The 22,198-nt window shown below is 38.2% G+C and carries 21 protein-coding genes and 1 tRNA gene; 10 read left to right on the top strand and 12 right to left on the bottom strand.

What is annotated here, in order from left to right:
- Window positions 1-24 precede the first annotated feature (24 nt).
- The 4 genes from ABOO_RS07290 to ABOO_RS07275 are packed head-to-tail and all read right to left on the bottom strand — an operon-like array spanning window position 25 to window position 5,071.
- Window positions 25-1,725 carry a DUF2070 family protein gene (locus ABOO_RS07290; protein WP_012997426.1) on the bottom strand — a complete coding sequence of 567 codons (1,701 nt, stop codon included), beginning with the start codon at window positions 1,723-1,725 and terminating at the stop codon, window positions 25-27.
- 23 nt (window positions 1,726-1,748) lie between these two features.
- Window positions 1,749-2,771 carry a lysylphosphatidylglycerol synthase transmembrane domain-containing protein gene (locus tag ABOO_RS07285; protein ID WP_008084097.1) on the bottom strand — a complete coding sequence of 341 codons (1,023 nt, stop codon included), beginning with the start codon at window positions 2,769-2,771 and terminating at the stop codon, window positions 1,749-1,751.
- A complete protein-coding gene (locus ABOO_RS07280) occupies window positions 2,762-3,820 on the bottom strand; it encodes a glycosyltransferase family protein (protein WP_008084023.1) in 1,059 nt (352 codons plus the stop codon). Before ABOO_RS07280 ends, ABOO_RS07285 begins: the two co-directional genes overlap by 10 nt.
- Before the next feature lie 36 nt (window positions 3,821-3,856).
- Window positions 3,857-5,071 (bottom strand): M20 family metallo-hydrolase, encoded by a 1,215-nt coding sequence (locus ABOO_RS07275; RefSeq protein ID WP_008084026.1) that lies wholly within the window; start codon window positions 5,069-5,071, stop codon window positions 3,857-3,859.
- Between the two features lie 75 nt (window positions 5,072-5,146).
- Here ABOO_RS07275 and ABOO_RS08015 point away from each other — a divergent pair, with 75 nt between their 5' ends.
- Genes ABOO_RS08015 through ABOO_RS07255 form a run of 4 tightly spaced genes read left to right on the top strand, consistent with a single transcriptional unit; the run spans window position 5,147 to window position 8,106 of the window.
- Window positions 5,147-5,698: a pyruvate ferredoxin oxidoreductase subunit gamma gene (locus tag ABOO_RS08015; protein ID WP_012997425.1), complete on the top strand. Its 552-nt coding sequence runs from the start codon at window positions 5,147-5,149 to the stop codon at window positions 5,696-5,698.
- A gap of 3 nt (window positions 5,699-5,701) precedes the next feature.
- Window positions 5,702-6,019, top strand: coding sequence for a 4Fe-4S binding protein (locus ABOO_RS08010; protein ID WP_012997424.1), 318 nt, complete (start codon window positions 5,702-5,704; stop codon window positions 6,017-6,019).
- Complete coding sequence (gene porA / locus ABOO_RS07260) at window positions 6,020-7,216, top strand: pyruvate synthase subunit PorA (RefSeq protein ID WP_008084053.1); 1,197 nt, start codon at window positions 6,020-6,022, stop codon at window positions 7,214-7,216.
- Window positions 7,213-8,106: a thiamine pyrophosphate-dependent enzyme gene (locus tag ABOO_RS07255; protein ID WP_008083231.1), complete on the top strand. Its 894-nt coding sequence runs from the start codon at window positions 7,213-7,215 to the stop codon at window positions 8,104-8,106. The genes porA and ABOO_RS07255 overlap by 4 nt, the downstream gene beginning before the upstream one ends.
- On the opposite strand, the gene mfnA is transcribed toward ABOO_RS07255, so the two are convergent.
- Together mfnA and ABOO_RS07245 are read right to left on the bottom strand one after the other, a co-directional pair.
- Window positions 8,094-9,218: a tyrosine decarboxylase MfnA gene (gene mfnA / locus ABOO_RS07250; RefSeq protein WP_008084155.1), complete on the bottom strand. Its 1,125-nt coding sequence runs from the start codon at window positions 9,216-9,218 to the stop codon at window positions 8,094-8,096. The genes ABOO_RS07255 and mfnA overlap by 13 nt on opposite strands.
- A gap of 33 nt (window positions 9,219-9,251) precedes the next feature.
- Complete coding sequence (locus ABOO_RS07245) at window positions 9,252-10,565, bottom strand: glutamine synthetase family protein (protein WP_008084109.1); 1,314 nt, start codon at window positions 10,563-10,565, stop codon at window positions 9,252-9,254.
- Between the two features lie 111 nt (window positions 10,566-10,676).
- Between ABOO_RS07245 and ABOO_RS07240 the strand changes: the two genes are divergently transcribed.
- Complete coding sequence (locus ABOO_RS07240; protein ID WP_008084044.1) at window positions 10,677-11,879, top strand: aminotransferase-like domain-containing protein; 1,203 nt, start codon at window positions 10,677-10,679, stop codon at window positions 11,877-11,879.
- A gap of 2 nt (window positions 11,880-11,881) precedes the next feature.
- Here ABOO_RS07240 and ABOO_RS07235 read toward each other — a convergent pair whose 3' ends face one another.
- The 5 genes from ABOO_RS07235 to glpK all read right to left on the bottom strand — a co-directional run bounded on the left by ABOO_RS07235 (window position 11,882) and on the right by glpK (window position 17,864).
- Window positions 11,882-12,904 carry a M42 family metallopeptidase gene (locus ABOO_RS07235; protein WP_012997423.1) on the bottom strand — a complete coding sequence of 341 codons (1,023 nt, stop codon included), beginning with the start codon at window positions 12,902-12,904 and terminating at the stop codon, window positions 11,882-11,884.
- Window positions 12,879-14,042 (bottom strand): alanyl-tRNA editing protein, encoded by a 1,164-nt coding sequence (locus ABOO_RS07230; protein WP_008084089.1) that lies wholly within the window; start codon window positions 14,040-14,042, stop codon window positions 12,879-12,881. The genes ABOO_RS07235 and ABOO_RS07230 overlap by 26 nt, the downstream gene beginning before the upstream one ends.
- A 62-nt stretch (window positions 14,043-14,104) precedes the next feature.
- Window positions 14,105-15,763 carry a hypothetical protein gene (locus ABOO_RS07225; protein WP_008084129.1) on the bottom strand — a complete coding sequence of 553 codons (1,659 nt, stop codon included), beginning with the start codon at window positions 15,761-15,763 and terminating at the stop codon, window positions 14,105-14,107.
- 71 nt (window positions 15,764-15,834) lie between these two features.
- Window positions 15,835-16,380: a V4R domain-containing protein gene (locus ABOO_RS07220; RefSeq protein ID WP_008084107.1), complete on the bottom strand. Its 546-nt coding sequence runs from the start codon at window positions 16,378-16,380 to the stop codon at window positions 15,835-15,837.
- Window positions 16,381-16,424: 44 nt separating this feature from the next.
- Entirely contained in the window at window positions 16,425-17,864 is a 1,440-nt protein-coding gene (glpK, locus tag ABOO_RS07215) for a glycerol kinase GlpK (RefSeq protein WP_008084137.1), read from the bottom strand.
- 80 nt (window positions 17,865-17,944) lie between these two features.
- Between glpK and ABOO_RS07210 the strand changes: the two genes are divergently transcribed.
- From ABOO_RS07210 to ABOO_RS07195, 4 genes are read left to right on the top strand one after another with little or no spacing between them, the layout of a single operon-like run.
- On the top strand, window positions 17,945-18,430 hold the full coding sequence (locus ABOO_RS07210) for an adenosine-specific kinase (RefSeq protein ID WP_008083995.1): 486 nt from the start codon (window positions 17,945-17,947) through the stop codon (window positions 18,428-18,430).
- 4 nt (window positions 18,431-18,434) lie between these two features.
- The gene (locus ABOO_RS07205) at window positions 18,435-19,148 is read left to right on the top strand and encodes a class I SAM-dependent methyltransferase (protein ID WP_008083996.1); all 714 of its coding nucleotides are present in this window, start codon (window positions 18,435-18,437) and stop codon (window positions 19,146-19,148) included.
- Window positions 19,141-19,536, top strand: a complete 396-nt coding sequence (locus tag ABOO_RS07200; protein WP_008084154.1) for a toprim domain-containing protein — start codon at window positions 19,141-19,143, stop codon at window positions 19,534-19,536. Before ABOO_RS07205 ends, ABOO_RS07200 begins: the two co-directional genes overlap by 8 nt.
- A gap of 20 nt (window positions 19,537-19,556) precedes the next feature.
- The gene (locus ABOO_RS07195; RefSeq protein WP_008084068.1) at window positions 19,557-20,864 is read left to right on the top strand and encodes a tryptophan--tRNA ligase; all 1,308 of its coding nucleotides are present in this window, start codon (window positions 19,557-19,559) and stop codon (window positions 20,862-20,864) included.
- A gap of 134 nt (window positions 20,865-20,998) precedes the next feature.
- Here the strand turns inward: ABOO_RS07195 and rnz are convergent, their stop codons facing one another.
- On the bottom strand, window positions 20,999-21,925 hold the full coding sequence (gene rnz / locus ABOO_RS07190; protein WP_008084039.1) for a ribonuclease Z: 927 nt from the start codon (window positions 21,923-21,925) through the stop codon (window positions 20,999-21,001).
- Window positions 21,926-22,005: 80 nt separating this feature from the next.
- Between rnz and ABOO_RS07185 the strand changes: the two genes are divergently transcribed.
- Window positions 22,006-22,078: transfer RNA gene (locus ABOO_RS07185), tRNA-Val, on the top strand.
- The last annotated feature ends 120 nt before the right edge of the window (window positions 22,079-22,198 follow it).

Here is a 22,198-nt window from a genome sequence, read left to right as displayed (position 1 = left end):
AAAACTGAAAAATTTAAATTTTTCTCAGAGATAGATAAATGATAACAACGCACCAAAAAAGCCTCCCAATGTTAAGAGAGGTATCGAGATTTTAACTCTTCTAAGGGCATCCTTTGTTATATCACTCATCCTTTTAAGCTGTCCCCTTCTGGCCATTATAAATTCAACATTTTCGGTATGCATACTAACTTTCACATCTTCTATGTTGTTTATGGCATCTTTAATTGCATCTCTTATGTTTTTTATTAAATCTTCCCAAGAATCTTTGCTCCCAAATGGATTCAAATCTAAAATGTCGTAGTTCACAATGTGATTGTCAGTGGAGAAGATCTCAACATCGTCTAAAAGCTCCTTAACTGAACTCTTCACCTTATCTCTAAATCCTTTTTTTATGTTATTTCCGTCAACCAGTATGTACCCCATTTTTTTGTTTTTGTATTCAAACACTGCAACCTTAATCCCATCTGGACCTACACTATCGCCTTTTATTAATCTCTGAGAATATCCCATCTTTATCGGGGCATCAGCTTTTATATTTTTCATTCTTTCTACAATTCTGTTTATATCTTTGTTTTTTAAACTTAATGGGGTAGCATCTTCGTCAAAATTGTTATGAGCATCCACAATGGCAGAATCCTCGTATATATTAGATAGCTTGTTTCTTAAAATTAAGCCGCTTTCAAGATCAACATCATCAAAAATATTGTTTGTAGGTAGAAGAGATATAAATGCATATTTTCCGAATATTTGAGTTAGAACTTCGAATCCATCGATTTTAAATCTATAAATATCACTCATTTTTTCGTACTTCTTCTGAGAATTCAGGGATCTCTTTATTACCTCTGCAATTTTTTTAACATCTTTATCATTTGCCACATTATTATCATGAGTGGTTGTTGTGTGAAATACGAGCAAGTTGCTCATCCCTGTAAAATCTCTCAGTTTTTTTGTTAAATTGCTTCCTCCCACATTTCCAAATGGACCTGGATGAATGTATGGAAATACAAATATAGCTTTTGGTTTTTCACCTTTCCAGAAAATTAAGGTTGATACGGGTGCTTTTCTTTTATCATATATACTTTCAAAGAATCTGTTAATATGATGTACATTTTCTTTTGTCTCATTTGAAAGATAATTTACAAATGAGGATATAAACCATAGAGGGTCTTCTCCAAATTCCTTAATAAACTGAACTGTTGAGATTTTCAAAATTAGAAGTGCTATCACAGTGTAGATGGTAGTTGATACTATAAATGGGAGTATATAATTTTTACCAACAAATGGAAGCATAATTGCATAGATTATATTGTAGTTCAAGGAGGTTAAAATGGCCAGCCCGGGCTTTCTTCTCATAAATACATAATAAACCAAAGTTCTGAGAAATGTTGCTGACGAAAATGCGAGAAATAGGGAAAATTCGAAAGGATAGAATAGCTGGAATATTGCAATTTGTACTATTGCACTTATGGCCACAACTAAATTCAGGGTAATAATTCTTCTGCTTGGAAAGTATATGCGGGTGAATCTTATTATTAGAATGTCTAAGAGAATAACGATAATGTAAGGTAATCCAAAAAACAATATCGTTTTCCATATGTCAAATGAAATCAAATATGAGGCAATAATTATAAACACTATGGATAAAATTATGGTTATTTCATATCTTGGGGTGGCAACAACATGTCTTCGAAGAGAGAGCATATATTTTTCTCCTTCTTGTCCCATCTCTGATAGATAATGAGGTGCGATTATTTACCTTTTGCTATGTAGTGCAGGGTGTAAACTAATCCAACGCCCAAATTCATATAAAATGTTAAAATTCTCCAAACAACAATTAGGGGTCCCAAAAATTCTTTGGGTACCTGTTGTCCATAGAGAAAATACGCTGAAAATTCTGCAAGGCCACTTCCACCAGGAGATATGGGAATCATTGTGATCAGAACTATAATCATTTGAAAGGTGTAAGATAAAAGCCATATGGGTGGAAGTCCAAGACCTATTAGAATTATGGAAGGAATCATAAATCCAAAGCTCCACATAAGAGCAGTGGTAGCAATAGTTGCTAAAAGATGCCATTTTTTATGCTTAAATAGGCTTATTATTCCGGATGAAAAAACTCCAAATTCTTGCTCCATTTTTAGGATTATTCTTTTTCTCTTGCTCTTATCCTTGATAAAGAATTTTAACAATTTGTTGACTTTTTTAGAAAGCTTATTGAATTTATGTGGATGTGTGACAATGTAGAATGTTAATATTCCCAGTAAACCGAGTAATACTCCTGAACCGATTAAGAGATATCTTACTCCCGTTAAATCCACGGATAGTCCGACTAAGAGCAAGAGAATTGGAAGAGTGACCCCAAAGAATATGAAATCTATGAGTCTTTCTCCAAGGGTTAGAGCGGTTGCATTTCCCACACTGGTATCACCTTGAGCTATTTCGTCTTGGGTGAGCATATATATTCGCATTGGTTCTCCGCCCATGGATGAGGGAGTGACAGATGCCATAAAATGACTTACCATAACAATTTTGAAAGCCTTAGAGTATGTAACCTTTGTATTTAGAGCGGAGGCCAGTATTTTTATTCTCAGAGCCCAAGCCATCCAACTGAATAGATTAAATAATAAAGCAACTAAAATTATCAATGGATGAATAGTTAAAATTATTTCTTCTGCCTGCTTTGTTGCACTCATCATATAGATGATGGCCAAGGATGTGGCGCTAATGACAATAGAGATAATCATCCATTTTTTGTATTTCTTTAACTCCATTCGGTGATCACCCTTATGGCATTTTCAACTGAGATACGAGTATCATATTTTCCTTTGAAGCCGCTATAATTACCTGCTCTACTTATAATTTCTCTCAAATCCAAATTTTCCTGTGTCATATATCCTGCAATACCTCTACGCTCCAAGTACCTTGCCAGATACTCCTGCTCTGGCTGGCCGGGAGTGGGAACAAACATGGCTTTTCCACCTATGGCGTACAAATCCATGATCGTAGAGTACCCTGAACGAGAAATTATAAGCTTACTTCTATTCATTATTTCTTCTCTCTCATCCATAGTTAGATATGAATATATTTTTAAGTCATCATTTCTAATTTTCTCATCAGGTTTGCCCAGGGTTATAACTATATTTCCATCCAACCCATCAATACTTTTCATAATCTTTCTCTCAAAGAGAGTTCTCTGTGGTTCAGGCCCAGATATTGAAATCAAAACATCTATATCCCTCGGTAAATCTCGGTGCTTGAATGGAGACAACGGGCCTATGTACTCAATTTTATTTCCATCAATTATCTTGAGATTGTGGGACATATCCCCACTCAAAGAATTCTCTCTGAAATCTGGAACAAGGATTTTTTTGAAGAATCTGGATATGTATGCGTTATACACCAATATTCCTGCTCTTAAAATGTGAAGAGGAACCATAATTCTAAGTTGATGAATTATAAGAAATGAAGGCACATTTCTATGAAAAACATCAAATCTGCTGTCAGAGATAATTAAATCAAAATTTTGTTCCTCATGCAAGCCTAAAAAATTTTTATGGGCTTTAAATATTGATCTTGCAATCTTGTTTGAATTCATAAATATGTAGGGAATGAACTGGTGTGCTCTCTCAGGATATTGAATGGGAAAATCTGGAATTTCGTAAACTTTCAGATAAGGAAACTCCTTTTTTAATATATCAGCAGCTCTACCATAGGTGATTATTACCACTTCATGTCCTTCCTCTACGAGCTTTGCTATTATGGGAGCACTCCTCGTGGCATGTCCTATTCCAAGAGAGCACACTCCAAATGCTATTTTCACAAATAGTGAAAGAGAGGGGTTGTAATTAAAGTTTTCTTAATTCATGGCAAGATAGATGAACACTTTTGCATCTTCAATGCAATTTTTAATACGGCAGAATTCGTTTGGCTGGTGCTCAACCTCATCTGCTGTCATCCAAACCACAGCCGGAACTCCCATTCTTCTGAAAAATGCTGCTACAGTGCCTCCACCAACGCCCCCGGGTCTTGCCTCAATACCACGAAGCTCTTTTATTGCCTTTATTAATTTCTGGACTATCTCGCTATTCACATCTGTGGGGGGAGCTGCCTGAGATTTCTGCACAATGTCTACATTTATCTTAACTCTCTCTTTATCTTCGTACTCATTTGCTATCTCTTTAACATCTGAAATTACATCATCTATGTTATATTGGGGCAATACTCGAAAATCAAAGTAGATTATATCTGTTCCGGGAATTGTGTTTATATTGTCCACATTCTTCTCCTTCTTTGTTATCTCAAATGTTGATTCTGGGGGCTCGAATGTTTCATCCCTTGCATCATACTTCCTATGCAAGAATTCATCCACCGCAAGGGCGAACTTCATACCTGCCTTATGGGCATTTATACCCGTGTGAGGTATGGAGGCGTGTGTTTGCTTTCCTATGGTTGTGATTTTTAACCATGCTGCACTCTTCTCGGCGATTTCTATAAAAGAGCCGTCTTCATTTCCGCTATCTGGTACAACAACCAAATCATTTTGCTTGAATATTCCCTTGTCCATCAAGAATGCCGCACCGTATCTGCTACCTGCCTCTTCATCAGCCACATAAGCTAGCCCGATATTGTATTTTGGCCTATACCCTGAGGATAAAATTGCCTTGGCTGCAAAGTAAGAAGAAACTATGGCTTGACCATCATCTAAGGTGCCCCTTCCGTAAATCTTTCCATCCTTGAGTATTGGGTCATAGGGGTCATGGTTCCAAAGCTCTAAATCCCCTTCTGGCACAGTATCCATGTGGCCTATGAACCATATTGTTCTTTCCCTATTCTCTCCATATATTATTCCTATCAAATTTGGCCTTTTCAGCCCATTTTCATCAACGGTATCGTAGCGATGCACTTCATCGCATATTTCTTTCAATTTTCCTTCTAACCATTCTGCCCTTTTTTCTTCTCCTTCACCTCCGAATGCTGGATTTACTGCCTTTATTCTATTCATCTCAATTGTGAAGTTTATGAGCTCTTGCTGCATCTCTTCCAATTTTTCAAAAATTTCATTCATTTTCATAGTTGGGGATATTACAGCAAGTTTGATAAAGATTTCATGGTAAGATTTAAGGTTAAGAAAATTATAACCCCCACTATGTACGAAGTAAGATTCCATGGAAGAGGAGGCCAGGGAGCCGTTACGGCGGCCAATATTCTGGCCATAGCAGCAGTGAAGCAAGGGTTCTACGCTCAATCGTTTCCCTATTTTGGCGTGGAGCGCAGAGGTGCACCTGTACAAGCGTTTACTAGAATTGATGACAAGAAAATCGATGTGAGAATGAATGTGTACAATCCAGATGCTGTTGTGGTGCTTGACCCTTCCCTTATGGATGTCATTGATGTTACCGAGGGCTTGAAGGAGGGGGGAATTATAGTGATTAACACTGCAAAGAAGCCAGAGGAGTTTAATCTTGGAAATTACAAGATTGCAACAGTTGATGCTACAAGAGTCGCTTTGGAACATAAACTTGGCTCCATGGCTGCGCCCATAGTGAATACAGCAATTCTTGGAGCTTATGCCAAAGCAGTTGGAAATGTGAAAATTGAGTATGTGCTTGAGGCAATTCGTGAGAATGCTCCTGCTAAAAAGGAGGAAAACGCTTTAGCGGCGGAAGATGCCTACAAACAAACTGTATTGGGGTGGTAAAAAATGGATGTTATAACCCGAGGAGCTGTAATTACTGATCCAGGTAATTCTATTGAAAATAAAACTGGAACTTGGAGGGTGTTTAAGCCTGTGATAAACTATGATAAATGTATTCGTTGCTTAATTTGCTGGCAATTTTGCCCAGAGCCCTCTATATTGAGGTATGATGACGAAGAAACTAGAATGAAAACACCAGCACCAAAGGAAGCATTAAAGAAATTGCCCGTGGTGGTAATTGATTATGACTACTGCAAGGGTTGTGGAATATGCTATAATGAATGTCCTGTAAAAGCAATAGATTTTGTGAAGGAGGAGAAGTAAATGAAGGCGATGATTAGAGGTAATGAATCAATAGCGTATGCATTCAAGCTTGCTAGAGTGAAAGTAATACCTGCGTATCCCATCACACCTTCTACTTTAGTTCCTGAAAAGATAAGTGAGTTCTTGGCAAATGGAGAGATGGATGCCGAATTTGTACCCGTGGAAAGTGAGCATAGCGCAATCTCCGCTGCCATAGGTGCAAGTGCCCACGGTGTGCGTGTTGGTACTGCTACAGCATCTCAAGGCCTTGCTTTAATGCATGAAGTTCTTTTCATAGCTTCTGGTATGCGCTTGCCCATAGTTATGGGCATAGGAAATAGGGCTTTGAGTGCACCAATAAACATATGGTGCGACCACCAAGATATGATGGCACAGCGTGATACTGGCTGGATGCAGTTCTATGCTGAGAGCAATCAAGAGGGCTTGGATTTGGGTATAATGGCATTTAAGATAGCGGAAGATGAGAGAATCCTACTTCCAGCGATGGTGGGTATCGATGCATTCGTGCTAACTCACACAGTAGAGCCAGTGGAGATTCCAGAACAGAAGGATGTGGACGATTTCTTGGGCGAGTTTGTACCTCATTATGTAACTCTAGACCCGGAGAAACCAGCTACATTGGGAGCATTTGGATTTCCAGAGTACTTTATGGAATTCAAGTATGGGCAGTGGATTGCGATGGAGCGTGCCAAGAAGGTTATAGACGAAGTGTTTGAAGAGTTCCACAACAAATTTGGAAGGAAGTACTCCAAGGTGACTCCAGAATTCTTGGAGGATGCGGATATTGTCCTAGTTACAATGGGTTCCATGACTTCCACAACTAGGGAATTTGTTAAGAAATTGAGAAAAGAAGGTAAGAAGGTGGGATTGCTCAAGCTCACGACATTCAGGCCGTTTCCAAAGGAAGAATTAAGAGCATTGCTAAAGGATGTACCTGTAGTTGCCGTGTTAGAGAGAAACATATCCTTCGGCTTTGGAGGAGCTGTTTATGCCGAGCTAGCCGCCACATTTGCCAATGAGAGCAAGAAGCCAAAAATCATTGATTTCATCATTGGACTTGGAGGAAGAGACATAACATTCAAGTCATTAGGCGAGGTTGTAGAGATTGCAGAGAAGGCATTGAAGGAAGATGTGGATGAGGTTAACTGGGTTGATGTAAATAAGGAAGCTGTGCTTAAAGCGGAGGGATTGGTATGAATTACGAAAAAGAAGAGTTTTTTGCACCGGGGCACGGAATGTGCGCTGGTTGCGCTGCACCCATAATCGTCAAATGGGTTCTCAAACTTGCTGGTCCTAATACAATAGTAGTTAATGCTACAGGATGTTTGGAAGTTGCAACAACGGCATATCCTCGCACCTCTTGGCGCGTACCTTGGCTCCATGTGGCCTTTGAAAACGCTGCCGCTGCGGCCAGTGGTATTGAAGCAGCTGCCCGTGCAAAGGGTGAGAAATTGAATATAATTGCGTTTGGTGGCGATGGCGGTACTGCGGATATAGGATTCCAAGCACTCAGTGGTATGGTTGAGCGTGGACATAATGTATTGTATGTTCTCTACGATAATGAGGCGTATATGAACACAGGCATACAGAGAAGCGGAGCCACGCCTTGGGGCGCTTGGACAACAACTAGCAAGGTAGGAAGTGCAAATCCAATTGGAAAATTACAGCCTAAAAAACCTGTGGCTAGAATAATAGCAGCCCATAATGCCAAGTATGTCGCCACAGCAAATCCGGCGATATTCAATGATTTCAAGAAGAAAGTACAAAAGGCATTAAGTTACGAGGGTGCAAGATTCTTGCATGTCATATCCTCTTGCACCACTGGATGGAGACATGACCCAAGCAAAACTGTTGAGATAATGAAACTTGCATCCGATACTGGTATATTCCCGCTCTGGGAAGTTGTTGACGGAGACCTTGAGAATATGCGCATAACATACAAGCCAAAGAAATTCAAGCCAGTTGAGGAGTATCTGAAACCGCAGGGGAGATTTAGGCATCTTCTTAAGAATCCAGAGTATGTGAAAAAATTGCAAGAGCAAGTTGATGCTTGGTGGGCCAAGTACGGACATCACTATAACCCATAACTCTTTTTTATATTTTTAAGCTCACCTAGAAATTCATCTATAATTTCTTTTGTCACATGGGGCATTACAACTATCCTCAATGATGAATACTTTGGATTTGTGGAAATACCCCATCCCCTTGCATACAATTCCTTTTTCACTTTCCCCACATTCTTAATTTTTATATTTACTATGTTCATTTCAGGCATTTCTAAAATCTCAAAATTCTCCTCTCTTGCCCTTTTTACAAGGTAATTTGTATTTTCCATACATTTCTTTACTATCTCTCTGTATCCATCCCATCCAAAGTATAGTTGGGCTGCGTATGCTGCTGCAACACTCCCACTTTGCCTTGTACCTAGCAAACCCTCATTCTTTCCCACCATCAAGTATGGTGCTTCTATTTCTATTTTCTCAAATATGTTCTCTTTGCTCACAATTCCTCCGGCAGGATACGGTGCCATACCCATTTTATGGGGGTCAATGGTAATTGTTCTAACGGCCGAAATATCAAATCCAAATTTTTTATTTGTATACCCCAATTCTCTCAAAAATGGTATAACATAGCCTCCAAAGGCAGCATCCACATGCAGAAAGCAATTATGCATTTCACAAATTTTTCCTATTTCCTCGATTGGATCTATAAATCCAAGAGGTGTTGTACCTGCAGTCGCTACTATTATATCCCCCCCTTTTATTTTTCTCTCAAGGTCTTCAATACTCATTCTTCCCTTTATTATTTCTACATTTTCCAATGATAATTTAAGTAAATTTGCTGCCTTTCTTATTGAGAAATGAGCATCTTGAGTAGCAAGTACTCTTTTGTAGCCCATCTCCCTTGCAGCCCAGAGGGCTATTACATTCGCTTCAGTGCCTCCACTTACCACATGGCCGAAAAAATCATCTTTGCCAGATGTTAATCTCAACAGGAATTTTACAACCTCTCTTTCTATCTCCACAGTGCCTTTGTACAATCCCGGATTTCCCAAATTGGCTTGATAAAATTTGAAAAATGCCTTTAATGCAATTTCTGGTGGCTTGGTGTACATTGAGCCTAGGATTTTTCCATCTTCATAATGCATATCTTTAAGGTAGTATTTTTGCAGCAAATCCTCTATTTCTTTTTCATCCATTAGTTGCATAATGGCGAGGTTTGATTAATATTTTTAGAGTATCGGCAATAGATTATCAATTTCCCACTGGGTTACCTGTGCCCTGTAATCCTCCCATTCTCTCCGCTTTACATGCAGAAAATGATTGAATATGTGCTCTCCGAGAATATTTTTCATGAATTCGCTTCTGCTTAAATGATGAAGGGCTTCTCCCAAACTTTCAGGCAGGGATTTTATACCTTTCTCCCTTCTTTCATCGGGGCTCATTGCGTATATGTTCTGCTCTACGGGCTCTGGTGGCTCGATCTTCTTTTCAATTCCATCCAAGCCAGCGGCTAGCATAACGGCAAATTGCAAATATGGATTTCCAGCAGGATCGGGATTTCTTAGCTCAATTCTAGTTTTTATGCCCCTACCTGCAGGTACCCTAATCAAAGCGCTTCTGTTGAGATTTGCCCAAGAGATGTATACAGGTGCCTCATATCCGGGAACCAATCTTTTATAAGAATTAACCCAAGAATTCAAAATGGCAGTTGTTTCATCTGCATGCTTTAACAGTCCTCCTATATAATGCAAGGCAATATCGCTTAATTGCCATTTTCCGTTAGGATCATAGAATTTGTTGCCTTCAAAATCAAGAGTGAGCAAGCTCTGATGCACATGCATTCCCGTACCATTTATACCAAATATCGGCTTTGGCATGAAGGTAGCGTATAGTCCATGTTTTAGAGCCACCCTTTTAATCATTGCTTTTAAAGTTAAAATTCTATCTGCAATTGTTAGGGCATAACCGTATCTCAGATCTATCTCGTGCTGTCCAGGAGCCACTTCATGATGAGTTGCTTCGGGCTTATAACCCATATCTGCGAATATCCCAACTATTTCTTTGCGCACTTCCTCGCCTTTATCCACAGGTCCAAAATCAAAGTATCCTCCATAGTCATTCGGCTCTAAGCTGGGTTTCCCATCATTCATTTTAAAGAGAAAAAATTCAAATTCAGGGCCTGTTACGAATCTAAACCCTTTATCTTCCGCCTTCTTTAGAATTCTTTGAAGAACATATCTCGGGTCTCCTTCAAATCTCTTTCCATTTGGTAAGTATGTATCGCATATTATTGTGGCAGTTTTAGGATCATCAGGCATTATTTGGAATGTGTTTGCATCGGGCACAGCACGCATATCACTTTCATCAATAGTTGCATATCCTGCTATGCTAGAACCATCAAAAACTATCCCCTCACTCAGGGCCTTCTCTAGCATTATATTAGGAATCATAACACTCTTCACTTGTCCCAAAATATCCATAAACTGCAGATGTATGTATTTTACCCTTTTTTCCCTAACATTTTTTAAAATTTCCTCCTGCATAGGAATCAATGTATTTTAAAAATTTAAACTTTTTTCTTACCAATTTTGGTAATATTTGGTAATAGAATAAACTTAATATTAGCGGCTGGCATTACCCCTTGGTGATTAAAAATGTGGGATGAAGAATTCTCCGCTCTTGCGAAGCATTTGAAAGCATCTGAAATTAGAGAATTACTAAAGGTTACCCAGGAGCCTGATATAATATCTCTTGCAGGTGGTCTTCCGAGTCCTCAGGCTTTTCCTGTTGATATAATAAAGAACATCGTGTCTTATATGATGGATAAATATGGAGATAAAATGCTTCAATATGGCTCTACCGAGGGAGTAAACTCGTTTAGAGATACCCTTGTTGATTTTTTAACCTCACGCTACAAATTCAAAAATATTGAAAGGGACAATATTCTTGTGACTACCGGTTCACAGCAAGGGCTATATCTCTCTGCTAAAATTTTCATTGATCCGGGAGATACTGTCATTGTAGAGGCCCCCACCTATGTTGGAGTTTTAACCGCTTTCCAGTCATATAATCCAAAATATGAGCAGATCGAGATGGATAATGATGGAATGAAGGTTGATATGCTAGAAGAGAGACTTCGAGAGTTGAAAAGAGAGAATGTAAAGCCAAAATTGATTTACACAATTCCTACATTTCAGAATCCTGCTGGAGTCACCCTATCAGAAGATAGGAGAAAACATCTTCTTGAGCTCGCTGAAGAGTATGATATTCTCGTTATAGAGGATGCACCTTATGAAGAGTTACGCTTCTCAGGAGAGCCTGTGCCCCAGATAAAGAGAATGGATAAGGATGATAGAGTGATTTACCTTGGTACATTTTCAAAAACTCTGAGTCCAGGGATGAGAATCGCGTATATGGTAGCACATAAGGACATAATTCAAAAAGCGGTTCTGGCAAAGCAGGGAGTTGATTTATGCACCACTCCATTCTTGCAGTATGTAGCTCAAGAATATCTGAAGGGTGGATATTTTGATGAGCACATACCGAAGATAATAAAAATATACAAGGAGAAGAGAGATGTAATGCTTGATGCCCTTGAAGATTATTTCCCTGAAGGCGTTTCATGGACCAAGCCAGATGGAGGAATGTTCCTCTGGGTAACTCTGCCCGAGGGTATGGACGCTCAGAAACTATTTAACAGGGCGATAAAGAATAAAGTTGCATTTGTTATAGGCGCGGCATTCTTCCCATATAGAGACCATAAAAATACACTGAGATTGAATTTCACATACCCGTCCATAGAGGATATACAGGAGGGAATCAAGAGGTTGGCAAATGCAATAAAAGAAGAGATGTAAATTTAATCTTCTATTATTTTTTCTAGAAGTTCAATAGTGTTTTTTATATCGGCAAGGTTTGACATTTCTACGGGGCTGTGGGTGTATTTTACAGGTATGCATATGGGTAGAGCTTTCAATCCATGATTGAATGCAACAGAAGCATCAGTGGAGCCCCCAGTGATTGCAATTTGAATTGGGATGCCATTTTCAGATGCAATATTGATTATTTTATCTCTCAAAAATTCGGAAGCTGCTCCTCTTCTATCGAAAAATCTTATTGCGGGGCCTTCTCCTATTTTAACGGGGCTCAAATGAAATGGTACTCCCGGCATCATTCCAGTTGTCATGGTGTCTATGGCATAAACCTCATCAAATTCCATTCTTGTTGTTATAGCGCTTGCACCTCTCAATCCCGTCTCTTCCTGGACGGTCCATATAAATGTTACCTTCTTATTTAATTTTTTATTTTTTACTCTATTTAGAACATCAAAGAGAATTGCACAGCCAACACGGTCGTCTATTCCCCTTGTTACTATGTAATCACCCATTCTCACAAAATCTTTTTTCCAGCGTCCAGGCATAACTGGTCCAAGCCCCAGAGATTCCGCTTCTTTTCTGCTCTTTGCACCTATATCTATTGCAAGCTCTTTCCAAGTGGGATTCTTTTTTCTATCTTCTTGAGTGCTGAGATGCGGGGGAATAAGCCCTATAACGCCGTAAATTGTACCTCTTGGAGTAAATATTTCTACTACTCTACCGTAAAGCATCCTGTCATCTACACCACCAACTGGTGCAAATCGAATATATCCATTCTCCTCAATATGCGTTGTGACAAATCCGATTTCATCCATATGCGCCATGATTGCAATATGCTCTTTTCCCTCGCCTATCGTTACATAAACATTTCCTACAGCATCTACCTTGGGATTCAAACTTTTCAGTTTTTCAAGGAGATAGTCTCTAATTGGTCTCTCAAAGCCGCTTACTCCTGGAAGCATAACAAAATCTCTGAGCAGATTAACTATATCCATTTTCATCACCATGCAATTGTAATGCCTTCTCACATATAATTTTTTTCAACTCTTCTACAAACTTTTTAGCATCTTCAACACTTCCACTTACAAAATTTCCTTTACCTCCTCCGCGACCATTCATCATGCTCAAAAGCCCCATATACTCATTTCTCGCCCATGGATATGAGGGATTGTATGCAATGCATACCACATTGCTCTCACCAATTCCATATACTACTACTGCCTTATTATGATTTGCTATCTCCAACGCTTTTCTTTGGATGATTTTCTTCTCAGCATAGGGTAAAAAGAGGTAATGCAACTCAATTTCTCCACATTTTTCAACATTGAATTTTGCATCCTTGCTTGCGTCTCTTAAAGCTTTTCTCATTATTTCATTCTCATTCTCCAAATTCTCAAGATAATTCTCGATTTTATCCATATCTAAATTTCTCTTCCACATTAATTTACGCAGTGATTGTGAGGCTCTATAATGATAATTCCTTGCCATCTCACCAATTACAAATTTAACTTCCTTTCTCTTTCCCATTCTAAAATGCACTATGGCAAAGTCCTCTATTTCAGATAGATTGGAAATATGAACACCTTTGCAGGCAGATAAATCATGTCCCTCTATTTTCACCACTCTTATCTTCTCATCTTTTATTCTCTCAAGTTTTATCCTCAAATCAGGATAGTTTCTAATTTCATCCTTGTTAATCCAAAAGGTACTCACATTTCTTCCCTCTTTTATTAATTCTCTTGTGCGCTTCTCAGCATCCAAGATATCCTCTGCACTAATATCTCCTTGAAAAATTATCGATGATACCTCCCCTAGCGCAATCTTTCCCATCTTAGCACCTTTATTTTCCAAGAATCTAAAGAATGTATGCTCTGCGGTGTGGGAACGCATCAATAGGTACCTTCTATCCCAGTTTAAAATTATTTTCATTTTGTCGCATTTGCAAATTCCATCTATTTCGTGCCATAAAGAGCCTATGTGCTTTATAGAAAATTCTTCTCCATTACAAATTGCAATACCCTCATCAGGTGGTTGCCCCCCACCACCCGGATACAAAATGGTATCTGATAGAAGGCATTTATTCCCTTTTCTCTCTTCAACCTCAACTTCCACGCTTTTCAAATAAGGATTCTCGTAGTAGAGCATAGGGGTAAAGAGAACTCACCAAAAAAATATTTTCATAAAAAAGAGAAGATTATTGTTGTATATTATTTTCCTTTTCTCTTTGTGAAGGCTATGGCTATTACTGCAATTATTACGATAATTATAATGCCTATGGATAGAGGTATGAGCCATGAAGGACCTGCAGAATTGCTTGGGTTATTGCTCTCTGATTTTTCCTCTTTCTGTATTGATTTAATTTCGTTCATTGCATTTTCATAAGTTGTGGGCTCTGTGTCAAATTTCTTTATCCCTAAGTTTATGCCTCCACCAACTATGAATCCCTTGGATTTAGAATAGAAATAGTAGAAGTGGAAATTGTGTATTTGGGAAGGATTCCAAGTATCATTTGTATTCATAATTTGCACCACATATACATTCTCCCCGCCGTATTGCATCTCTCCACTGATATGGAGAGTAGGTGAACTTATGTTTTTAGATTTTGAGAAATTACCATTGAAGAAGTATTCTGCCACATTGCCATTTATTGTAAATGTTTTGTTGAGTAGCAATTCTAACATCTTAATGTATTTCTCTTGAAGCCCTATTATCTTTATTACTCCTGAGTAGTTTCCATTTATGCTCATTGTTAAATTGTGCTTGGAGGTTGGCATTAAAGGCAATGCTGGTGAAAAACTTATCGTAGCATTCCTATTGTATTCTGTTTCTATTGTGAAATCGAAATTATCATATGGAGACATATTTGAAAATTGATCTATTATCCCCATGTATTGCGTAGGTATGCTTTGGACTATAGTGGATATGCTAACTGAAGAGCTCCACCATTGGCCAAAAAAGTAGGAAAAATCTGGTTCCACATAAATTATGTGCCCTTTATATTCAAACGGTATATGGAGAACTACAGATTTATCGTGCTCTATAAGATGTTGAATATAACTTAGATTTCCATGAATACCTATAATATCTCCCGTGTCTAATAGCCCATTATGGTTCACATCTTTAATGCTCAAGCTTAAGTTCTCATCATACAAACTTATATCGGAAATCTTTATCAAATTCACTTTTTTATTGTTTATCTCTTCATTTAATTCAACTGAAAAATACAAATCACTTGGAGTTGAAATATTTGAAAGGAAACTAGCCTTCCATGTTATATTCACATAATCAATTTTTGTGTATTTTTCATTTAAAGCTGCATAAAGCATGGCTGGTATTGGCAAATTCTTTCCTTTAATATGCACCTTTGCAAAATTGGTATTTTTTGAGATTATTTTGGAAACATTTCCTTTGCCATCCGTAAACGCTGTTCCGTTGGAAATAGCTGTTTGGATAATGTTAGTTTTTGCAGAGATATTCATATTTCTTGGCTCGAAATTATTATTTATGAAGTTTGTAACATTGTTAGAATATGGAAATGTGCCGTTGAAATAAAAGCTCAAATTTGCATTTGTGGAAGAGCCTGTATCAAATAACATATTGGCACCATCCTTTTTCATTGCACCTGCCATCTTCACATTTCCGTTTAGCCCTACATCGTATGAGCTTATCTGATATGATTGGTTCATTTTATTGTAATTGGTTACCATCATATCTGTGAGTACCTTCAAATATGGTTGAAACTCATTTTGGAGATTTATATTTAATTTGTAGCCCCATTTGTTTGAGTCCGATTGGGCATAGGTTACACTGGCACCTACATTAATGAGAAGTAAGAGCATTATGCCAACCACCACTAACCTTTTCATCATAATCACCTCTTTTTAATTTTTTTTGAAAAAGGATATGTGAAATAAAAATATAAAAATTTTGAAGAAAATTACACTTTTTCTATTAAAAACTCGCAGTAATTGTAACCCTGAACCATACATTTCAATTCTTTTCCTTCGTATTTACTTCCCTCCGCCTCTTCTACAATACCGGCGAGAACCCCTCTCATAAAATGGCACACTGGTTTATCGCTCTTTCCTTCATTCTTCATATAGCTCTCTGCCTCAAATGAATCGTAAAGTATCATTCTGTAGTTCTCGCCCTCTTTGATTCTCTCTCCCAAAGCCCATCCAAAGTACCAACCAACTGCCGAAATGACATCATAAATACCCAAAGATTCGTCTTTCACATATTTTTTATACTTTCTCACCAATTTTCTCCCAACTCTCTTTCCTCCGCGATAAAGGACAAAATCACCCACCCCACCAAAAAGCTCTTCCATATCTTTCATTAACTCATACGGGAAATAGGTGGTTGACAATAAAATGTATCTATTTCCAAACAGCTCAATTTTAAAATCCTCACTGAAATTTTTGTCTTTACCCAGAATTTTCATTATTTCCCTTGATCTTTTCTCTATTTCTTCTTTTCCCATTTATACCCCTGGTGTATTTAGTAACTCAGAGTATTTAAAACCTTCTACTCCTTAGCCCAACCTAGAGCTCTTGATACGGCATCTTTCCATCTTTTATACAATTTTTCTCTATCCTCATCTTTCATTTTGGGCTCAAATCTTCTATCTTCTTTCCATAATCCCTTTAAATCGTTCATATCCCAAGCACCTATAGTGAGACCTGCCATAAACGCTGCGCCTAGCGATGTTGTTTCTAGGATTGCTGGCCTTAGAACAGGTATGCCTAAGATATCAGATTGAAATTGCATAAGATAATCATTTTTAGAAGCGCCACCATCCACTCTAATTTCTTTAATTTTTACCTGTTTTTTCATTTCTTCTACAACATCTTTAGTTTGATACGCTATGGAATCTAAGGTAGCTTTCACTATATCCTCTTTTTTTGTGCCTCTCGTTATCCCTATTAGCAAACCTCTTGCATGAGGGTCCCAGTAGGGAGAGCCAAGGCCCGAGAATGCCGGAACGAAAAATAATTTTGAATCTTTAGCATTTTTTGCCAGATTCTCACTATCATCGTAATCTTTCAAAATTTCCAAATCTTTAAGCCATTTTAAAGCAGCACCCGTTATGAACACGCTTCCTTCAAGGGCATAGGTGGTATTTCCTTTTATCTTCCAAGCCACGGTGGTCAATAGATTCTCTGAATGTTCTATTTCATTTCCAGTGTTTGCCAGCAAGAAATTTCCCGTACCATAAGTCACTTTGAGCATGCCTTTTGAGAAGCAGGTTTGTCCAAACAATGCAGCCTGCTGGTCTCCTAAAACTCCACTTACAGGCACTTCCTTTCCAAATAATTTTGTGTACCCAAATACACTGCTTGAATCTCTAACATGCGGAAGGATATCTTTAGGGATGCCGAATAACTCAAGAAGCTCTTCATCCCATTCTCCTTTTTTTATGTTGAAGAGCATGGTTCTTGAGGCATTGGAATGATCGGTGAGATGCTCACCTGTAAGTTTGTAAATAAGGTAAGAATCTATCGTACCGGCCATAAGCTCTCTCATTTTTGCTCTTTCTCTGGCTCGTGGAACATTATCTAAGAGCCATTTTATCTTGCTGGCAGAGAAATATGCATCCGCTATCAGCCCTGTTTTCTCTCTTATTATCTCACCATACTCTTTTTTTATCTCTTCCATCATATCAGCAGTTCTTCTACACTGCCACACTATTGCGTTGTAGATTGGCTTTCCATTCTTGTCCCACACCACTACGGTCTCTCTCTGATTTGTTATGCCTATTGCATCTATTCTCTCATTTTTTGTTATTTTCTTAGCAACTTCTACTTGAGTTCTCCATATCTCCTCAGGCTCGTGCTCAACCCAACCTGGTTTAGGATAAATCTGATTGAATTCTTTTGATAGGGAAGAAATAATCTTTCCCTCCTCATCAACAATTGACGCTTTTACATTGGTTGTACCCTCATCCATTGCAAGAATTCGAGTCATAGAGCCACCACGCCATAATTGTCTTAGCACATATTAATTTTGGGAGAAAATATTAAGAATGATTTTTTAGATTATAGGATATGGAAATTGATGTTGTAAATGTAAAAAAGCTAGAAGATAGTGTGAATGTAATCATAGGATACACGCATTTTATAAAAAGCGCAGAGGATATCTATGAGGCCTTAGTTACTAGTATGCCAGGCATAAAGTTCGGATTTGCATTCTGTGAGGCCTCTGGAGATAGGTTGATAAGGTACGAGGGCACTGATGAAGAATTAACCAAATTTGCAATTGAAAACTGCAAAAATATTGGAGCTGGGCATGCTTTCATAATACTCCTACGAAATGCATATCCCATAAATGTTCTCAATGCCCTCAAGAATGTGCAGGAGATAACGAGAATAATGGTGGCAAGTGCAAATCCTCTGCAGGTGATAATAGGAAAAACAGAACAGGGAAACGCAATACTTGGAATAGTGGATGGCTATGCACCCCTTGGAGTAGAGGATGAGGAGAAGAGAAAAGAGAGAAAAGAGTTCTTACGCAAAATAGGATACAAGCTGTGATTCTATGGAGTTCTACGATGTGGAAGCGGAACTCTACGATTTATTCTATTTTGATTTCAGGGAGGATATTCCCCTTTACAAAAAATATGCTGATAAGTGCGAGAATGTGCTTGAACTCTTTTGCGGCACGGGGAGAATTTTGTATTATCTGGACCACCAGAACATGTATGGCTTAGATTTGAATGAGAAAATGTTATCCTTAGCTAGAGAGAATTTAGAAGGAAAGAATGTAAAATTGTTTAAAGGAGATGCGAGAGATTTCAAAATTGAAGAAAGATTTTGCTTAGAAATCATAGGCATAAACTCTTTGATAATGTTTCCTAAAGATGATAGAATGAAAATATTGAAAAACGCATACCAGCATCTTCGCAAGGGTGGAAGGTTGATAGTTGATATAATAAATCCCTTTGAGATGGTTGAAGGCATCGTGCACCACGGAGATACGAAATTCAGAGATGATAAAATTTACAGCAGATTCTTTGTACCCATAAGGAAAAATGGCAATTGGAAACTTCTATATTTTTACGATATAGTTGAAAATGAGAATCTAAAAAGAAAAGTTGCAGAGATGACTATTTATCCAATTGAAAAGGATGAAATCGTTGAAGAGATGGAAAAAGTCGGTTTCAAGATAGAGGCAATTTTTGGGGATTACGATATGAACGAATTCTCTGAGTATTCGGAAAGGATTATAGTTGTGGGGCTTAGGAATGAATAACTTTGGAATATCCAGAGAATCATTGGATAAGGTATATCAAATTCTGGATGAAATGAAGGCTGATAATGAGAACATACCCATTCTAGTTGAGGGAAAGAGAGATAAAAAAGCGTTGCAAGAGCTTGGATTTGAAGGTGATATAATAATTTTAAATTCGGGACATACTCTGGCAAATATTGCGGATTGGATTTCAGAAAAACATAAAAAAATAATAATTTTAACAGATTGGGATAAGAAAGGTAGCTATCTTGCAGGACGCCTTTTCAACCTTTTGCGCGGCAATGATGTTGTGTGTAATATGGAATATAGAAGAAAGTTGGGATTTTATCTTGGCTCGCACATATCAACGGTGGAAGAATTATCAATGCTTTCTGAAAAAGTTATTTAAATGCAACTCATTACCCGACTATGCAGCTCATAAATCCATGGTCATCACAGCAGTACAAAGATTATGCAAAGCTTCGGGACCAGTTTGGTATAGCCCCATTTAATTTTGATTTGCCCGATGCCCCTATTCTCTTCCGCAGGGGAGTTATATTTGGGCACAGGGGATTTGAATACATTTATGATGCCATAAAGAATAACAGGAATTTTGCTGTTTTAACTGGATTAATGCCCTCGGGAAATATGCATTTTGGACACAAAATGACCATTGAGCAAGTTCGCTATTATCAATCTCAAGGTGCTGATGTCCATATTGCTGTTGCAGATATAGAGGCATACTCGTTTCGTGGTATACCTTTAAAGGATGCTGAGAGAATTGCTTTGGAAGAGTATGTCCCGAGCTATATAGCTTTGGGTTTAGATCCTGCTAGAACTGAGGTTTATTTCCAATCTAAACGGCAAGAAGTTAAAGATATAGCATGGAAACTTGCAAAGAAAGTGAATATGAGTGAGTTTCTTGCAATTTATGGTTTTTCAGGAGAAGACAATATGAGCCATTTATTCTCTCCGTTGGTTCAGGTTGGGGACATACTCCATGTTCAGCTTGAGAAATTTGGGGGCCCAAGGCCCACTATTGTACCTGTGGGCGTGGATCAAGATCCCCATATGCGTCTAACGAGAGATATTGTAGGAAGGTGGAGAATGTTTAGCATATCTCAACAGGGTGCTACATTAGCCGTATTCTATAAGGGTGAGGATGCAGAGAAAAAACTGAAAAATCTAATATCTTATCTTGAAGCATCTGGATTTTCTCAGTTCAAAATAAATGTGCCATATAAGGCTCTTTATATACTCGATTCACAAAAAGAAGATTGGATAAGAATTGATAGAGCAATAATCTCCTACGAGAAGGAATTCAACGAAAATGCGTTTTATCCTCCAGCAGCCACCTATCATCGCCTTATGACTGGATTAACTGGCGGAAAGATGTCCTCATCCATTCCTGAAAGTGCTATATTTCTGACAGATTCACCTGAAGAGGCAAGAAAAAAAGTTATGCGCGCTAAAACGGGGGGTGGAGTAACTCTTGAGGAGCATAGAAAATACGGTGGGAACCCAGATATATGCTCCGTTTATGAACTATTCGTTTATCACCTAATAGATGATGATTCATATCTTAAAGATATACATGAATCTTGTAGGGAAGGTAAGAGGGTATGTGGTCCATGCAAAAGAGAAGCGGCAGATATAATTTACAATTGGCTCAAAGAATTTCAAGAGAAGAGAGAACAGGCGAAGGATGAGGTTAAGGAGATAGTATCTTGGGAATGAATTTAAATATAGGATTTCCATTGCCACTTGGGTGAGGTAATGCAATCAAAGCGTTTCGTGCTAGGAGATAGCATTGAAATATTTGTTGGATCTTCCAAAATATTTGCTAAAATCAATGAAAAAGAATATATTATTTACGAGGACTGAACTTTTTTAACTTTCACTATGAACTCATCAAAATCATTCATTACCCTGCTATTAGGGAATATCTTTTTTGCCTCATTTTCAATAATCTTTGCATCTTTGTATCTTGGGCTTATGTGTACCAGAAGTAAGGCATCCACATTTGCCTTTTTAGCAATTTTAGCCGCCTGCCTTGCAGATGAATGCCCATATTGATTTGCTTGCTCTTCTAGGGATGATTCTACCGTAGCCTCATGAATCAACACATTGGCATTAGCAGCAAAGGAAATCATTTCTTCCATCGGTGCAGTATCTCCAGAATACACTATTTTTCTCCCCACTCTAACTCCATTGCTTACCTCGTCTATTGTGATCTCCTTTCCCTCATACTCTATTTTCCCATTTTTTCTTAACTTTTCAAGTATCTTGCTATTCAATCCTAAGGCCTTTGCTCTGTTTCTATCTATCCTTGGCATGTCTTTTTCTTTTATTGCATAGGCCAGGGAAGGAACTGGGTGCTTTGTTTTCATCACTTTGACTACATAGTCCCCGAAATCTAAAGATTCATTGCCCTTTAACTCATAGAGAACTATTTTGAAAGATGGTGAATAGTACCCAATATTCAGGAATTTCGTCAGAATATCAATCGTTCTTTCAGGTCCATAAATTTCAAGGGGCTCTTTTCTTTCATTGAGGGTCATTGTTTGAATTAATCCTGCTAAACCTAGAAAGTGATCTCCATGATAATGGGTTATGAATATTCTCTTAATCTTCATGAAACTCATATTTGTGTGCATCATTTGCCTTTGTGTACCCTCACCACAGTCAAATAGGAGTACCTCACTATCAATCTGCACTCCTATACTCATCACATTTCTCTCCGGTGAGGGCCAAGAGCCTCCTGTGCCAAAGAAAACTATGCGAATCGTTGAAGCCATATCCCTTTATGCTATTTGCACCTATTAAATTTATGGCTTCATCCACAAAATTTAAAAACAAAACTTTTATTCCCTACTTGGGGCCCGTGGTCTAGTGGTTATGACGTCGCCCTTACAAGGCGAAGATCCCCGGTTCGAACCCGGGCGGGCCCACTGAGGAGACACCTACGGTTTCTCCCTCTACCCTCTTCCCTAAAGGAAAGGTGCTTTACTCCCAAAGAAATAAAATAATTTTTGTAGTAAATTAGAAAATAGATGTCATAGCCCTGCTTT

It is taken from the genome of Aciduliprofundum boonei T469 (genome assembly GCF_000025665.1).
In the GTDB taxonomy this organism is placed as follows: Archaea; Thermoplasmatota; Thermoplasmata; order Thermoplasmatales; family Aciduliprofundaceae; genus Aciduliprofundum; species Aciduliprofundum boonei.
This window is presented reverse-complemented; position numbering and strand designations above follow the sequence as displayed.

Coding starts and splice junctions, on each gene's coding strand:
- ABOO_RS07285 (WP_008084097.1), bottom strand. CDS start 2,771: ATGGAGTTAAAGAAATACAAAAAATGGATGATTATCTCTATTGTCATT.
- ABOO_RS08010 (WP_012997424.1), top strand. CDS start 5,702: ATGGATGTTATAACCCGAGGAGCTGTAATTACTGATCCAGGTAATTCT.
- ABOO_RS07290 (WP_012997426.1), bottom strand. CDS start 1,725: ATGGGACAAGAAGGAGAAAAATATATGCTCTCTCTTCGAAGACATGTT.
- ABOO_RS07255 (WP_008083231.1), top strand. CDS start 7,213: ATGAATTACGAAAAAGAAGAGTTTTTTGCACCGGGGCACGGAATGTGC.
- glpK (WP_008084137.1), bottom strand. CDS start 17,864: ATGACTCGAATTCTTGCAATGGATGAGGGTACAACCAATGTAAAAGCG.
- ABOO_RS07225 (WP_008084129.1), bottom strand. CDS start 15,763: ATGAAAAGGTTAGTGGTGGTTGGCATAATGCTCTTACTTCTCATTAAT.
- porA (WP_008084053.1), top strand. CDS start 6,020: ATGAAGGCGATGATTAGAGGTAATGAATCAATAGCGTATGCATTCAAG.
- rnz (WP_008084039.1), bottom strand. CDS start 21,925: ATGGCTTCAACGATTCGCATAGTTTTCTTTGGCACAGGAGGCTCTTGG.
- ABOO_RS07220 (WP_008084107.1), bottom strand. CDS start 16,380: ATGGGAAAAGAAGAAATAGAGAAAAGATCAAGGGAAATAATGAAAATT.
- ABOO_RS07240 (WP_008084044.1), top strand. CDS start 10,677: ATGTGGGATGAAGAATTCTCCGCTCTTGCGAAGCATTTGAAAGCATCT.
- ABOO_RS07230 (WP_008084089.1), bottom strand. CDS start 14,042: ATGCTCTACTACGAGAATCCTTATTTGAAAAGCGTGGAAGTTGAGGTT.
- ABOO_RS08015 (WP_012997425.1), top strand. CDS start 5,147: ATGTACGAAGTAAGATTCCATGGAAGAGGAGGCCAGGGAGCCGTTACG.
- ABOO_RS07245 (WP_008084109.1), bottom strand. CDS start 10,565: ATGCAGGAGGAAATTTTAAAAAATGTTAGGGAAAAAAGGGTAAAATAC.
- ABOO_RS07275 (WP_008084026.1), bottom strand. CDS start 5,071: ATGAAAATGAATGAAATTTTTGAAAAATTGGAAGAGATGCAGCAAGAG.
- ABOO_RS07205 (WP_008083996.1), top strand. CDS start 18,435: ATGGAGTTCTACGATGTGGAAGCGGAACTCTACGATTTATTCTATTTT.
- ABOO_RS07210 (WP_008083995.1), top strand. CDS start 17,945: ATGGAAATTGATGTTGTAAATGTAAAAAAGCTAGAAGATAGTGTGAAT.
- ABOO_RS07195 (WP_008084068.1), top strand. CDS start 19,557: ATGCAGCTCATAAATCCATGGTCATCACAGCAGTACAAAGATTATGCA.
- ABOO_RS07200 (WP_008084154.1), top strand. CDS start 19,141: ATGAATAACTTTGGAATATCCAGAGAATCATTGGATAAGGTATATCAA.
- mfnA (WP_008084155.1), bottom strand. CDS start 9,218: ATGGATGAAAAAGAAATAGAGGATTTGCTGCAAAAATACTACCTTAAA.
- ABOO_RS07235 (WP_012997423.1), bottom strand. CDS start 12,904: ATGGTGATGAAAATGGATATAGTTAATCTGCTCAGAGATTTTGTTATG.